The organism is Rathayibacter sp. AY1B8 (assembly GCF_002932775.1).
GTDB lineage: Bacteria > Actinomycetota > Actinomycetes > Actinomycetales > Microbacteriaceae > Rathayibacter.
In genome coordinates this window covers 118,795-131,796 of the sequence record NZ_PSWJ01000005.1, presented here as the reverse complement: position 1 = coordinate 131,796, position 13,002 = coordinate 118,795, and the positions used below count along the sequence as shown (strand labels likewise).

Below are 13,002 nucleotides of genomic sequence, written 5' to 3'. Positions count from 1 at the left end.
GGCGATGAGCTCCGACTACCTCCGCGCCTACGACGACCAGCTCCGCTCCGACGCCGAGACCCCGAGCGCCGTCTCCGTGACGCGCGAGGGGCCTCTGCGTCTGGTGACCTTCGCCGGAGGACGCGGATTCGTCACCTACCGCGACCTCGCCGGCGCCTCCTCCGCGGAGATCGCCCGCCTGGTCGCCGCGGCCTGCGCGCACTTCGACGCCGATCCTGGCATCACCCGCGTCGAGTGGAAGACCCGCGGCCACGACGAGGCCCCCGGCCTGCACGACGCGCTCGTCGCGAACGGCTTCGCGCCGGACGAGGCCGAGTCGATCATGATCGGCCCGGTCGAGGCGCTGCTCTCGGACCGGCCGGTCCCGGAGGGGGTCGTGCTGCGGCGGGTCGTCGACGAGCCGGACGTCCGCGCGTTCAGCGCCATGATCGACGCCGCCTTCGAGGAGGAGGTCGACGTGTCGATCGCCGATTCGCTCGTCGCCCGCCTGGCGCGCGGCGACGGCATGGAGCTGTGGGTCGCCGAGGTCGACGGGCGGATGGCGTCCGGCGGCCGGCTCGAGCCCGTCCCGGGCACCGCCTTCGCCGGCATCTGGGGCGGAGCGACGCTGCCGGAGTACCGCGGACGCGGGCTCTACGGCCTGGTCACGGCCGCCCGCGCCGCCTCCGCCCAGGCACTCGGGAAGACCCTCGTGCACAGCGACTCGACCGAGTACTCACGGCCCATCCTGGAGCGCGCGGGCCTCGTCCGGGTGTCGACGACGACTCCGTACCGACGGCGGCATCCGTAGTCCGCTCTCCGTGCGTGCGCGGGGATCTCGATACGCGCGCTGAGCGCGCTACTCGATCAGCATGTCGGGGACTTCTGCTGGTCGAGTAGCCCGAAGCGGCGTATCGAGACCTGCCCGTTCGTGCGTGGAGATCTCGATACGCGCGCTGCTCCGATCAGCTCGGGGACGTGATCTCGAGCGCGATGTTGTCGGGGTCGCGGAACTCGAGGAGGCTCATGCCGCCGGCGTCCTTGATCGGCTCGTGGGCGATGCCGAGGTCGTCGAGCACGGCCGCGGCCGCCTTCAGCGCGTCGAGGTCGGGGACGGTGAAGCTGACGTGGTCGAGCCCGACCCGGTCCTCGTCGAAGCGGTCGTCGCCGGGCGCGACGGGGCGCAGGCCGAGCAGTCCGCCCGGGAACTGGTAGATCACGCCGCCGAACACGAACGCCAGCTGCTCCTTCTCCTCCGGCGACGCGTCGGCCGGCGGCGCCTCGAAGGCGACGTCGAAGCCGAAGACGGAGTCGTAGAAGGGGCGCGAGACGGCGATGTCGCGGACGGTGAGTCGGACGTGGTTGTAGTCGACAGCGGGGATCGGCACAGGGGTTCCTCTCGGCGGGGCGGGCGGAGTGCCCGTCTCCAGTGGTTCGGAGGCGGCGGGCCGCCGGTTCGGGGCTGGCGCCGCCTCCGAGGATCGGGTAGCGCGTCAGTCCAGCTCGGTCGGGCGCGCCGGCTCGGCCAGCAGGGCGCGCGCCGCCATCCCGATCACCGCGCTGTAGGTGGGGTAGGCGAAGCGGACGTTCGCGAGGGTCGCGAGGTCGACTCCGGCCGCCATCGCCGTGGTCACCGACTGCACGACCTCGATCGCGTTCTCGCCGACCGCGTGCGCGCCGAGCAGCAGCTCGCGGCGCCGGTCGGCGATCAGCGTGAGGAACCCGTTCTCGCGGTCGTCGATGACGGCGCGGTCCAGGTGCGAGAACGGCACCGAGGCGACGACGCACTGCGGGTCGCGCTCGCGGGCCTGCTCCTGCGTGAAGCCGACGCCCGCGTAGTCCGGGTCCGTGAATCCGCCCGCGGGCAGGAGGAACTGAGGCGTGCGCCGGTTCGCGCCGAGCACCGCGTTCTCGGCGGCGGCCTCCGCCTCGAACTGCGCCGCCTGCACGAGCATGTCGCGCCCGTTCGCGTCGCCGACCGCGAAGATGTGCGGCACCACCGTGCGGAAGTACTGATCGGCGGGGATCGCCGAGCGGACGACCTCGATGCCCGCGTTCTCGAGTCCGAGGTCCTCGACGTCGGCGGGCCAGCCGGTGGCCATGATCACCACGTCGACCTCGGCCGTCCGGTCCTCGCCGCCCTCGCGCCACGCGATCGCGAGCGAGCCGTCGTCCTGCCGCTCGATGCCCGACACCGTCTCGATCCCGGTGCGGACGCGGACGCCCTGGCGCTCGAAGGCGGCGCCGACGTGCTCGGAGATGCTGGAGTCGGAGGTCATCAGGATCCGCGGGGCGACATCGAGGAGCGTCACCTCGGAGCCGAAGGCGTTGAAGACGGTGACGAGCTGGGCGCCCGTGTTGCCGCCGCCGATCACGGCGACGCGGCGCGGCAGCTCGGTCAGCCCGAGCACGTCCTCCGGCACGGTCGCGAGCTCGGCGCCCGGGATCGGCAGCCGCCGCGAGTGCCCGCCGACGCAGACCATGATCGAGCGCGCGCGGATCCGCCGCCCGCTGTCGAGCACGAGGGTGCTCACGTCGACGAAGCGGGCGCGGCCCTCGTGGATCAGGTCGACCCCCGCCTCCTCGAACCGCTGCGCCTCGCGCTTGATCGAGCGCACCAGGTCGACGCGCTCGTGCACGTGGCGCACGGTCGCGGCCCAGTCGAGGACGGGAGTGCCGATCTCGATCCCGTAGTCGCCGGCGGAGCGGGTCTCGCGCATCATCCGCGCCGTCTTCGCCAGGACGCGAGTGGGCACGCATCCGGTGTTGACGCAGGTGCCGCCGACGCGCGCGGCCTCGAGCACGACGACGCGCGCTCCCAGCTCCGCGGCGCGGAGGGCGGCGGCCGTCCCCGCGGGTCCTGCGCCGATGACGGCGACGTCGTACTCGGCCTGCTCGGGAGTGCTGTCGGGCACGGGGACCTCCGGTTCTGGGTGTGCTCCGATCCTGCCGCTCCGCGCCCCGCTGCACCCGGCCTTGACAGCCCGCCCGCGGACCGGCGTCGCGGGCGTCCCGACGCTGAACATCGGCCGAGGACGGTTGCCCGGCGGGCGCCCGGCACGGTGGGATGACCGGGTGGGCTGCGGCGGGGGACTCGGGCGGAAGGCGCTCCGATGAGCGCCCGCACCTTCGGGGTGGAGGAGGAGTACCTCCTCGTCGACGCCGGCACGTTCCTCCCGACGCCCGCGGCGCCGCTGCTGCTCGGCTCCGTCCGCGGCTCCGCGGCGGTCGCCCTGGCCGCCGAGCTCAAGGCGGAGCAGATCGAGGCGGTCGGCGCTCCCGCCCGCACGCACGACGCGCTGCTGGCCGGACTGCGCGAGGGCCGCCGCCTGGCCGACGACTCCGCCCGCGAGGTCGGTGCCCGCGCCGTCGCGGTCGCGACCAGCCCCGCCGCGTTCGAGCCGCACCTCTCGGCCGACGAGCGCTACGACCGGATGGCCGAGCGCTTCGGCCTCGTCGCCCGCGAGCAGTTCACCTGCGGCCTGCACGTCCATGTCGGGATCGGGTCGCCGGAGGAGGGGATCGCGGTCCTCGACCGGCTGCGCGGCTGGCTGCCCGCCCTCCTCGCCCTGAGCACCAACTCCCCGCTGAGCGCCGGCGTCGACACCGGCTTCGCCAGCTGGCGCTACCAGTCGTGGGGGCGCTGGCCCACCGCCGGCCCGGTCGGGATCTGGGGCGACGTCGAGCAGTACCGGAGCGTCGTCGCCTCCCTCACCTCCTGCGGCGTGCTGCTGGACGAGGGCATGCTCTACTTCGACGCCCGTCTCTCCCGCGCGCACCCGACCGTCGAGGTGCGCATCGCCGACGTCCCGCTGCACGCGGAGGACTCGGCGCTGATCGCCGTCCTGATCCGGGCGCTCGCCGAGACGGCCGTGCGCGACGCGGGCGCCGGGGTCCCGCCCGTGCCGCTGCCGACTCCGGTGATCGCCGTCTCCTCCTGGCTGGCGAGCCGCCACGGCACGACCGGCGACCTCATCGATCCGGTCGACGGTTGCCCGGTCCCCGCCTCCGCGGTGCTGGCGCGCCTGCTCGACCACGCGGGCCCGGCGCTGGCGGAGTCGGGCGACGAGGAGGTCGCGGCGTGCGGCGTCGAGCGGGTCCTGGCGCGGGGCACGGGCGCCGAGCGGCAGCGCGCGGTGTGGGAGCGGACGGCGTCCGCGGCCGAGGTGATCGCGGACGCGGCGGAGGCGACGCGCGCCTAGCGGCTCGCTGGTCGCGGGCTCACGGCTCGCTGGTCGCGGCCTCGGCGGTTCAGGGCTCGCTGGTCGCGGGGTCCGGTGACCCGGAATCCACCGTTCCGGACTCCACCGATCCGGACTCCTCCGCCTCGGGCTGCGGTGACTCCGGCACCAGCTGGTAGCCGCCCTCGATCGTCCCGTCCGGGCGGAGCAGGATCTGCGTGTACACCGGGGCGCCGCTGCGGAGCGTCGTACCGCTGACCCGGAGGGGCTCCCCGGCGAAGAACGCCTCCGAGCCGGTGCAGCCGGCGAAGAAGGACGCGTCCGGGCGCTGCACGGCGAGGCACACCGTGGTGCCGTTCGGCTCGGTGATCAGCAGGCGGTCGTTCTCGGCGGTGTCGAACCCGGAGCCGTAGACGACGGCCTCCCCGGCGAGCAGGGCGAGGCCCGGCGGGACGTCGGTGGTCGGCTCCCAGCCCTCGACGAGCGCGGCGAAGCGGTCGGCGGGATCCGCGGAGGCGGTCGGCGGGGCGACGGGGTCCGCGGGCGGAGGGAGGAGGAGCGCGGTGGGGACGATCGCGCCGACCGCGGCTCCGCCGACGATCGCGGCAGCGAGCACGAGGCGGCGGCGGCGCGGGTGCGGCGTCCGCGGGGCCGGCCCGTCGGGGTGCTCGGCGGGCGACTCCGCAGTCTCGGAGCCGACGGTCGCCGACAGCGGAAGTGCGGCTGCCGGCAGGGGGGCACGCGAGTCGGTCGCCGTCGCGGGATGCGCCGCGCCCGGCTGCGCTCCGGACGGCGCGGCGCCGGTCTGAGCGCCGGATCCCGTCACTCCGGGAGGAGCGTCCTCCGCCTCCAGCTCGCCGAGCCGTCGCAGCGCCTCGCGCCGCTCGTCCCGGTCGGCGCCGTCGTCGCGGGGTCGGGCCGACAGGATCCGCTCGAGATCCCTGCGCTCATCGTCCTCGGCCTGCACTCCGTCAGTATGGCGGCGCCGGACACCGGAACGGCCCGCGACCCCCGGGACTCCGCCTTCTCAGCGGTGTCCCGGTGGCCGCGGGCCGTTCCGGTGCGGGCGTCAGCCCGACGGGTTCTCGACCGGGTCGCCCTCGGGGTCGGTGGCCGTCTCGGGGTCGACGTGCTCGGGGTCGGTGGTCTGCGGGTCCTCGGGAGTGTTCTTCTCGGTCATCGGATCCTCCTTGTCGCCGGATGCGGAACGTGCGGACAGGTTCCACGCTACGGCGGGAGCTCCGTGGAGCGCGCCCGGTCGACTCCGCCGCCCGGTGTCCGGAACCGAGGTCAGGAGCGGCGGATCCGCCCGAGCGGCCCGTCACGCTGCTTCCGGCCTCGGCTCCGGACGCCGCTCGCCTCAGCCGGCCCCTTCACCCGTGGCAGCCGCGGGCGTCCACCGCAAGGCCTGGCAGCGCTCTGTCGCGATTCGTACGCTGAACCCATCGAGCCGAGGAGCAGCAGCGCCACATGATCCGCACCACCGTCACCATCGAGGGCAAGACCTACGGGCTGTCCCAGGGGACCGACGTCGCCGAGCTGAAGCGGTCGGCGACCGAGGCGACGCAGGCCGGAGGAGGCCTCGTCGACTTCGTGATCGTGGGCAACCGCCAGGTCAGCGTCCTGATCTCGACGGGTGTTCCGGTGATCTTCGAGGAGCTCGAGGTGCCGGACGACGACCGCGACACCGGTGACGTCCACCAGCCGTGGGACGACATCGACTACCTCGACTGACCCCGTCCTCCCGGTCGCGCCGAGTCGCGGCCGGGTCCCAGACGCCTGAGGGGCGCCGCCGGCTGGACCCGGCGTCTCTCGGGCACCTCGTGCCGCGCTACTCCGCGGACTCGCTCTCGGCCAGCTCGCCCTCGACCAGCGTGCGGGCGGCCGAGGCGAGGGCCGAGCGGATGCGCTCCGCCGGCTCCTGCAGCATCGCCGCGATCGCGTCGACGTCGTGGCCGCCGGTGTGCCGGAGCAGCCAGGCCTGGCGCTCGAGCGTCGGCAGGGCGTGCAGGCGGCGGTGGAAGCCCGAGCGCAGCAGGTCGTCCTCGCGGATCGCCGCGGGGGCCTGCTCGGCGCGCTCCATCGCGGAGCCGCCGCGCTGCACGCTCGCGCGTCCGACCTCGGAGCGCATCAGGTCGAGGGCGCCCGTGTCGTCGAGTCCCTGCGGCCGTCCGCTGCGGACGGTGACCGCCGCGTGGCGGAGGGCGGCGCTCGCCGCGGAGTCCGACAGCGTGAGGCGGTAGGCGTACGCGTAGAGGCCGAGGGCGCGGTTCTCGAGGGCGCGGCCGGCGAGCAGCTCGCCCTGCTGCTGCGACTGCGTCATGCCGACGGCGGCGACGGGTCTGTCGTAGGTGGTCACGGTGACTCCTCGGCTCCGCGCGCTCCCGGTCGGGAAACGCGTCGGAGGCGATGCTAGGGAGTCGAGAACGATCGTTCTACCCTTGACTTCTCGGAATCTTTTTCGATGCGTGCGCATGGAAGCGCTTTCCCGACAACCGTCCTGGAAAGTGGAAGCGCTCTCACTCCCGCGCCGAGAGGATGCAGAACTCGTTGCCCTCCGGGTCGGCGAGCACGACCCAGGACTGCTCGCCCTGCCCGACGTCGGACCGCGTCGCCCCCAAGCCGACCAGCCGCGCGACCTCCGCCTCCTGGTCGTCCGGCACGAAATCCAGGTGCAGCCGGTTCTTCACGGTCTTGCGCTCGGGCACGTCGAGGAAGAGCAGGCTCGGCCCGCGGCCCGACGGGGCGAGCAGCTCGATGCCGTCCTCGTCCTCGTCCACGACGTCCCAGCCGAGCGCCTCCTGCCACCAGTGCGCGAGGGTCCGGAAGTCGGTGCAGTCGACGATGATCTCTTCGAGTCGGAGGGCCATGCACCGACGCTAATCGGCGCGGGGCGTGTCGGGGAAGTGCGTCCGGCGGGTCCGCGCGGCGCCGCGGCTCCGTCCGGCCGTGTCGTCCGCGGGACGGGTGCCCGTGCCGGTTCGGCACGACGGCTGGCGGCCGGAGCGGCGGCGCGGCATCCTCGACGCGGGTGCCCCTGCGCCCGGGGACGAGGAGCAGCATGAGCACCGCACGCGAGCAGTGGGAGGCGCGCTACGCCGACTCCGATCGGATCTGGTCGGGCCGGCCGAACGCGACGCTGGTCGGGCTGGTCGGCCCGGTGCCGCCGGGCCGCGCCCTCGACCTCGGCGCCGGCGAGGGGGCGGACGCGCTGTGGCTGGCGTCGCTCGGCTGGCGCGTGACCGGGCTCGACCTCTCCGAGACGGCGCTGGGCCGGGCGCGCGCGGCCGCGGCCGAGCGGGGCGCCGACGTGGACTTCGTGCAGGCCGACCTCGCCGAGGACTGGCCGGTCGTGGGGGAGTTCGATCTGGTGACGGCGAGCTTCCTGCACTCGATGGCCGAGTTCCCGCGGATCGACGTGCTGCGGCGGGCGGCCTCCGTCGTCGCTCCCGGCGGCCGCCTCGCCGTCGTCTCGCACGCCGCGCCCCCGCCGTGGGCGAGCGGCGACGACCACCGCCACGGAGCGATGCACCTCGTCGGCCCCGAGGAGGAGCTCGCCGAGCTGGCCCTCGACCCCGCCGAGTGGACCGCGGAGCTCGTCGAGACGAGGGAGCGCGCCGTGACCGCTCCCGACGGCACGGCAGCCGTGCTCCTGGACGGCGTGATGCTCCTGCAGCGACGCGGCTGAGCAGGCGCCGCTCGAGGACCCGCGGCCGGGCTAGCGTGGTCCGCGACCCCGACCCCGCAGGAGGCGCCGATGCCGCTCGATCCGTACCTCGCCGCCCGGCTGCCCCTCCTGGCCGGCCTCGCGTATCCGCTCGACGCCGAGCAGACCGCCCGCATGGCCGCGTTCGAGGAGGATCCGGGGCCCTGGTCGCTGCCCGAGGGGATCGACGTCGTCACGGAGACGGCGTCCGGCCCGCACGGACCGGTCCCGCTGCGCGTGTACTCGCCCGCCGCGCCCGAGCGCGCTCTGCTCTGGGTGCACGGAGGAGGGTTCGCCGCCGGGAGCATCGACATGCGCGAGTCGCACGTCGTCGCGGCGGAGCTCGCCCACCGGGCGCGGGCCCGGGTCGTCTCCGTCGACTACCGGCTCGCCGGCCCCGACGTCCGCTACCCCGTCCCGCTCGACGACGTGCACGCCGCCTGGCGGCACCTCCGCAGCACGGAGTCCGGATCCACACCCGTCGCGATCGGCGGCGCGAGCGCGGGAGCGGCCCTGGCCCTCGGTGCGGTCCTCCGCGAGCGCGACGCCGGTGCGCGGCTGCCGGAGCACGTGCTCCTGGCCTACCCCTTCTCCCACTTCCCCAACCCCGCCGTCGACGACGCGATCGCGGCCGAGCTGCGCGAGCTGCCGCCCGTCCTCCGCTTTCCTCCGTCGAGGATCGAGGGCATGGTGCGCACCTACCTCGGGCGGATCTCCGACCTCCCCGTCGAGGCGCTGCCCGGCTCCGCGCCGCTGGCGGGTCTGCCTCCGGTCACGGTTGTCGTGAACGAGTACGACGAGCTGCGGGGGTCAGCGGAGCTGCTCCTGCGCCAGCTCGCGGAGGCGGGCGTCGCCGTGACCGGGCACCTGGCCGCCGGCATGCCCCACGGGCACCTCAACCGGACGCCGGCGCTGCCCGAGGTCGACCGCTCGCTGCACCTCTTCGCCGCCCAGCTGCGCGCGATGGGCTGAGGCGCTCTGCCCCGTCCCGTCCCGCTCTGCCCCGCTCAGCTCAGGCGCGGTCCGCACCGTCCCGCTCAGGCGCGGTCGTGCAGGGTGACGTGGTAGCCGTCCGGGTCGGCGAGGGTGAAGGTGCGCCCGAACGGGCCGTCGATCGGAGCCGCGACGACGGGGTGCCCGTCGGCGACGAGCGCGTCGTGGATCTCCTGCACGCCGGTCGCGTGCAGCCAGATCGCGGCGCCCATACCGGGGCGGGAGGCGGCGTCGAGGTCGGTGCCGGGCGCGAGGTCGCGCAGGGCGAAGGCGATCGGAGTCGTCGTGAAGACGACGGCGTGCGGCGGGCCGGCGGGCGAGCGGACCAGGCCGAGGTACTGCTCGTAGAACGCCTGGGACGCCGCGAGGTCGCGGACCTGGAGCGAGACGAAGTCGGGGCCGGTAACGGGCATGGGGTTCCTCCTCGGTTGTGTCAGCTTTCTGACACACCGGAGCGTATGTCAGAATTCTGACATGAGTCAAGACGGCATCGACCTCGAGACCTCGCTCGGCTACCTGCTTAAGGAGGCGTCGAGCGCCCTGCGCGCGGCGATGGAGGCCGTGCTCCGCCCGCTCGGGATGACGGTCACCCACTACTCCTGCCTCGAGCTCCTCGCCCAGCGGCCGGGCCTCTCGAACTCGGAGCTCGCGCGGGGCGCCTTCGTCACCCGGCAGTCGATGAACGTCCTGCTGCAGACTCTGGAGCGCGACGGCGTCGTCACCCGCCCCGACGCGGCTCCCGTCGGCAAGGCGCTCCCCGCCAGGCTCACCGAGCGCGGACGCCGGAGCCTGGCCGAGGCGTCCGCCGCCGTCCGCGGGGTGGAGCTGCGGATGCTGGAGGGGCTCGCGGAGGAGGAGCGGCAGGCGGCGGCGCGCCTGCTCCGCGGAATGATCCGGTCGCTGCGCGCGGACGACCGCACTTGAGGGGCGCTGTTCCGCCGTCTGTAGGAACGGGCGCCGCCCGCTCGCCGGTACGGTCGCGCTCATAGCAGCAGGAGGAGCGGTGCGCCCGCTCGACGTCGGGATCGTCGGCGGCTCGATCGGCGGACTGTTCGCCGCGGCCCTGCTCGTCCGCGACGGGCACCGCGCGACGGTCCTCGAGCGGTCGGCGACAGGCCTGTCGCGGCGGGGAGCCGGGCTGGTGGCCCAGCAGGACCTGATCGACCTCCTGCACGCGATCGGCCGCGACGACGAGGCGCGGGTCGGCGTCGTCGCGCACGAGCGGATCACCCTCGACCGCTCCGGGCGCGTGATCGGCCGCGACCCCTCCCCGCAGACGCAGGTGTCGTGGGACCACCTCTACGACACGCTCCGCGCGCAGATCCCCGCCGACCGCTACCTCCTCGGCCACGCCGTCGCCGGGGTGCGCCCCTCGACCGGGACGGACCCGGTCGTCGTCGAGCTGCGCGACGGGAGCGGCCTGGAGTTCGACGTCGTCATCGGAGCCGACGGCCTCGGATCCGTCATGCGCGCGGCGGTCGCGCCCGAGGTGCCGGGGAACCGCTACGCCGGCTACTCGACCTGGCGCGGGCTGATCCCGGAGTCGGCGCTCCCCGCCGAGGCCGCGGCGACTCTGCTCGGACGCTTCGCCTTCTACACCGCGCCCGGCGAGCACATGCTCGGCTACCTCGTCCCCGGACCAGCCGGCGAGGTGGAGCCCGGCCGACGGCGCTACAACTGGGTCTGGTACCGGCCCCTCTCCGAGGACGCCCTCCGCGGAGTGATGACGGCGTCCGGCCGTCCACCGGAGAGCGTGTCCCTCGCGCCCGGCGACCTCGCTCCCGATCTCCGCCGCCGGCTCGAGGAGGACGCGCTCGACCGCCTGCCGCCGGCCTTCGCGGCCGCCGTCCTGGCCGAGCCGCAGCCCTTCCTGCAGGCGATCGTCGACTACGTCCCGCCGCGGACGGTCCGCGGCCGGGTCGCCCTCCTCGGTGACGCCGCCGTGACGGTGCGGCCGCACACGGCCATGGGCGCGGCCAAGGCGGCGGGCGACGCGCTGGCCCTCGCCGGCTCCCTCGCGCGGCACCCGGTCGACGAGGCGCTCCAGCGCTACGAGGCCGAGCGGCTCCCCGTCGGCCGCGCCATCGCCGAGTACGGCAGGCGCCTGGGCCGCTCGATCCCGCTGCTGTCCGAGTGACCGCAGTACCGCGCTCCTGATCGATCCCGGACGTCCGCAGTGACCACCGCCTTCCCGGTGACGAGCCGCCACTGCGAAAGAGTGCGATCGAGAGCGAAGAAGAAGGTCTCCGCTGGAAGTCCTCAGGTGAGCCGAGGGCCGTGCTCGTCACGAGTTCATCCCCCGCCCCCGCCTGGCCGCTCCCCGCCGTCCGCCGCGCGTCCCTTGCTCCTCGACCGCGGAGACGGCACCCTCGGGTGACGGCCCACGGCGAAGGAGACGCATGGACGACGACGGACTCCTGGCTGCGCTGCTGCGGGGACGGCCGGCGACGCTGGCCGACGCGGCGGAGCTGACCCACATCGACGAGGCCGAGGTCGCTGCGGCGATCGAGCGGCTCCGCGGCCGGGGGCTCATGGGCGGCGAGGGCGAGCAGCTCGACTTCCCGGCGCCGATGGAGTGGGCGGCCGCGGCCATCGCCCGGCACACCGAGTCGGCGCGGCGGGCGGGCAGGGAGTCCCTGGACGGGATCGAGCGCGTCGTCGCGGGCCTGCCGATGCTGCTCGGCGCCTGGCGGGTCGGCGAGGACACGTCGGATCCCGTGCCGACCCTCCTCCGCCACGGTCCGCACGCGTCCGAGGACCTCTGGTTCGACCTCGTGCGCCGCGACTCCGGCTCGCTCGTGGCGGTGCTCCCGAACGTGGAGCGGTTCCTCGACCCGCCGACGGAGCGGGCGATCCGCTTCGGGCACGCGCTCGCGGCGAAGGACCGGGTGCGCGTCATCATGCCGGCCGCCGGCGCGCGCGACCCCCGGGTGCTCGCCCGGGTGGAGGCGTACCAGGCGGCGGGCGTCGAGTACCGGCTCCTCGAGAGCCCGCCGAGCTGGTTCTGGGTCGACGGCGACCACCTCGCCGTCCCGTTCGAGCGGGGCGAGACGAAGCCGACCAGCGTGCTCGGCGTGCGCCATGCGGCGCTGGCCGGGCTGGTCGAGTCGTACTTCGAGGTCCTGTGGCGGCAGGCCGCTCCGATCGGCGCCGTCGACCAGAGCTGGCTGCCGCTGCTCCGGCTGATGCGCCAGGGCGTCACGCTCGAGACCGCGTCGCACCGGCTCGGCATGAATCCGCGGACCGGCCGCCGCCGCGTGGCCGCCGCGATGGAGCACTACGGGGTGGCGACGCTCTTCGCGCTCGGCACGGCGTGGGCGGCGGACTCGCGCACCCGCGACGGCGACGCCGGTGCCGGAGAGCCGGTGCTCGTCGATCCGGAGGCGCTCGAGCCGGGAGCGCTGGACGACGGCGAGATCGACCTCGCCGAGACGGTGCCGCGCGATTGAGCTCCCGCGGGACCGAGCCGTGCGGCCGACCCCTCGACGCCTTCGGGTGGCAGTGAGGAGTCGGCCGATGCGCCCGCCCGGGCACCTCTCCAGTGTCCGGACGTGACCACGGCGGGGACAAGAGCCTGTAGCGGACACGTCCGGAAGAGGACACCGCACCCGGGAGCGGATCGCGGGCGCTCCCGCTCGGAGGCGGGCGCGTGCCAGGCTTGCCGCATGGATCTCGAGGTGCGGCCGGGGCTCGTCGTCCCCGCATCGGAGCTGCAGTGGCGGTTCTCGCGCTCCTCCGGGCCCGGCGGGCAGCACGTGAACACCTCCGACAGCCGCGTTCAGCTCACCTGGAACGTCGAGGAGTCGACGGCCCTCTCGGACGAGCAGCGCTCGCGTCTGCTCGAGCGCCTCGGGAGGCGGCTCGTCTCCGGGGCGGTCACCGTCACGGTGACGCAGGAGCGCTCGCAGCTGCGCAACCGCGAGACGGCCCTCGAGCTGCTCCGCGGGATCATCACCGCGGCCCTCGCGCCTCCCTCCGCCCCGCGGCGCCCGACCCGGCCCACGCGCGGCTCCACCCGCCGCCGGCTCGCCGCGAAGCAGCAGCGCTCCGAGACGAAGCAGCAGCGCCGGCGGCCGCCCGGCGACTGAGCGGAGTCGCAGGGTCCGCCCGGTGGGTGCTCCAGGCCGCGGTATCCCGGTCGCG

The 13,002-nt window shown here is 74.8% G+C and carries 15 protein-coding genes; 9 read left to right on the top strand and 6 right to left on the bottom strand.

All coding sequences use genetic code 11. The annotated features are described in order from the left end of the window. Positions 1-4 precede the first annotated feature (4 nt). Positions 5-790: a GNAT family N-acetyltransferase gene (locus C5C63_RS05700; RefSeq protein ID WP_104325655.1), complete on the top strand. Its 786-nt coding sequence runs from the start codon at positions 5-7 to the stop codon at positions 788-790. 154 nt (positions 791-944) lie between these two features. Here C5C63_RS05700 and C5C63_RS05695 read toward each other — a convergent pair whose 3' ends face one another. Both C5C63_RS05695 and C5C63_RS05690 read right to left on the bottom strand, forming a co-directional pair. After that, entirely contained in the window at positions 945-1,367 is a 423-nt protein-coding gene (locus tag C5C63_RS05695; RefSeq protein WP_104223996.1) for a VOC family protein, read from the bottom strand. Between the two features lie 105 nt (positions 1,368-1,472). Next, complete coding sequence (locus C5C63_RS05690) at positions 1,473-2,894, bottom strand: NAD(P)/FAD-dependent oxidoreductase (RefSeq protein ID WP_258065394.1); 1,422 nt, start codon at positions 2,892-2,894, stop codon at positions 1,473-1,475. 198 nt (positions 2,895-3,092) lie between these two features. On the opposite strand from C5C63_RS05690, the gene C5C63_RS05685 reads away from it, so the two are divergent. Then, positions 3,093-4,181, top strand: a complete 1,089-nt coding sequence (locus tag C5C63_RS05685) for a glutamate--cysteine ligase (protein WP_104325653.1) — start codon at positions 3,093-3,095, stop codon at positions 4,179-4,181. Between the two features lie 49 nt (positions 4,182-4,230). On the opposite strand, the gene C5C63_RS05680 is transcribed toward C5C63_RS05685, so the two are convergent. Further along, entirely contained in the window at positions 4,231-5,127 is an 897-nt protein-coding gene (locus C5C63_RS05680) for a hypothetical protein (protein WP_104325652.1), read from the bottom strand. 503 nt (positions 5,128-5,630) lie between these two features. Between C5C63_RS05680 and C5C63_RS05675 the strand changes: the two genes are divergently transcribed. Further along, positions 5,631-5,894, top strand: coding sequence for a hypothetical protein (locus tag C5C63_RS05675; RefSeq protein WP_104224053.1), 264 nt, complete (start codon positions 5,631-5,633; stop codon positions 5,892-5,894). Between the two features lie 97 nt (positions 5,895-5,991). Here C5C63_RS05675 and C5C63_RS05670 read toward each other — a convergent pair whose 3' ends face one another. Together C5C63_RS05670 and C5C63_RS05665 are read right to left on the bottom strand one after the other, a co-directional pair. Then, complete coding sequence (locus tag C5C63_RS05670; RefSeq protein WP_104325651.1) at positions 5,992-6,519, bottom strand: hypothetical protein; 528 nt, start codon at positions 6,517-6,519, stop codon at positions 5,992-5,994. 160 nt (positions 6,520-6,679) lie between these two features. Then, complete coding sequence (locus tag C5C63_RS05665) at positions 6,680-7,030, bottom strand: VOC family protein (RefSeq protein ID WP_104225854.1); 351 nt, start codon at positions 7,028-7,030, stop codon at positions 6,680-6,682. A 191-nt stretch (positions 7,031-7,221) separates the two neighbouring features. Here C5C63_RS05665 and C5C63_RS05660 point away from each other — a divergent pair, with 191 nt between their 5' ends. Then, positions 7,222-7,848, top strand: coding sequence for a class I SAM-dependent methyltransferase (locus tag C5C63_RS05660; RefSeq protein WP_104250487.1), 627 nt, complete (start codon positions 7,222-7,224; stop codon positions 7,846-7,848). A gap of 69 nt (positions 7,849-7,917) precedes the next feature. Then, positions 7,918-8,838 (top strand): alpha/beta hydrolase fold domain-containing protein, encoded by a 921-nt coding sequence (locus C5C63_RS05655; RefSeq protein ID WP_104325650.1) that lies wholly within the window; start codon positions 7,918-7,920, stop codon positions 8,836-8,838. Between the two features lie 65 nt (positions 8,839-8,903). Here the strand turns inward: C5C63_RS05655 and C5C63_RS05650 are convergent, their stop codons facing one another. Next, on the bottom strand, positions 8,904-9,272 hold the full coding sequence (locus tag C5C63_RS05650; RefSeq protein WP_104325649.1) for a VOC family protein: 369 nt from the start codon (positions 9,270-9,272) through the stop codon (positions 8,904-8,906). A 61-nt stretch (positions 9,273-9,333) separates the two neighbouring features. On the opposite strand from C5C63_RS05650, the gene C5C63_RS05645 reads away from it, so the two are divergent. From C5C63_RS05645 to arfB, 4 genes are all read left to right on the top strand, one after another. Next, positions 9,334-9,783 (top strand): MarR family winged helix-turn-helix transcriptional regulator, encoded by a 450-nt coding sequence (locus tag C5C63_RS05645; RefSeq protein ID WP_104257475.1) that lies wholly within the window; start codon positions 9,334-9,336, stop codon positions 9,781-9,783. Between the two features lie 79 nt (positions 9,784-9,862). Continuing rightward, positions 9,863-10,996, top strand: coding sequence for an FAD-dependent monooxygenase (locus C5C63_RS05640; protein ID WP_104325648.1), 1,134 nt, complete (start codon positions 9,863-9,865; stop codon positions 10,994-10,996). Between the two features lie 262 nt (positions 10,997-11,258). Beyond that, positions 11,259-12,308, top strand: a complete 1,050-nt coding sequence (locus C5C63_RS05635; protein ID WP_104325647.1) for a hypothetical protein — start codon at positions 11,259-11,261, stop codon at positions 12,306-12,308. A gap of 216 nt (positions 12,309-12,524) precedes the next feature. Then, a complete protein-coding gene (gene arfB, locus C5C63_RS05630) occupies positions 12,525-12,947 on the top strand; it encodes an alternative ribosome rescue aminoacyl-tRNA hydrolase ArfB (RefSeq protein WP_104325646.1) in 423 nt (140 codons plus the stop codon). Positions 12,948-13,002: the final 55 nt, after the last annotated feature.

What these genes read in the sequence shown, in the direction of transcription:
- C5C63_RS05700 (WP_104325655.1), top strand. Translation starts at nt 5, where the DNA reads ATGAGCTCCGACTACCTCCGCGCCTACGACGACCAGCTCCGCTCCGAC.
- C5C63_RS05685 (WP_104325653.1), top strand. Translation starts at nt 3,093, where the DNA reads ATGAGCGCCCGCACCTTCGGGGTGGAGGAGGAGTACCTCCTCGTCGAC.
- C5C63_RS05675 (WP_104224053.1), top strand. Translation starts at nt 5,631, where the DNA reads ATGATCCGCACCACCGTCACCATCGAGGGCAAGACCTACGGGCTGTCC.
- C5C63_RS05665 (WP_104225854.1), bottom strand. Translation starts at nt 7,030, where the DNA reads ATGGCCCTCCGACTCGAAGAGATCATCGTCGACTGCACCGACTTCCGG.
- C5C63_RS05660 (WP_104250487.1), top strand. Translation starts at nt 7,222, where the DNA reads ATGAGCACCGCACGCGAGCAGTGGGAGGCGCGCTACGCCGACTCCGAT.
- C5C63_RS05655 (WP_104325650.1), top strand. Translation starts at nt 7,918, where the DNA reads ATGCCGCTCGATCCGTACCTCGCCGCCCGGCTGCCCCTCCTGGCCGGC.
- C5C63_RS05650 (WP_104325649.1), bottom strand. Translation starts at nt 9,272, where the DNA reads ATGCCCGTTACCGGCCCCGACTTCGTCTCGCTCCAGGTCCGCGACCTC.
- C5C63_RS05645 (WP_104257475.1), top strand. Translation starts at nt 9,334, where the DNA reads ATGAGTCAAGACGGCATCGACCTCGAGACCTCGCTCGGCTACCTGCTT.
- C5C63_RS05635 (WP_104325647.1), top strand. Translation starts at nt 11,259, where the DNA reads ATGGACGACGACGGACTCCTGGCTGCGCTGCTGCGGGGACGGCCGGCG.
- arfB (WP_104325646.1), top strand. Translation starts at nt 12,525, where the DNA reads ATGGATCTCGAGGTGCGGCCGGGGCTCGTCGTCCCCGCATCGGAGCTG.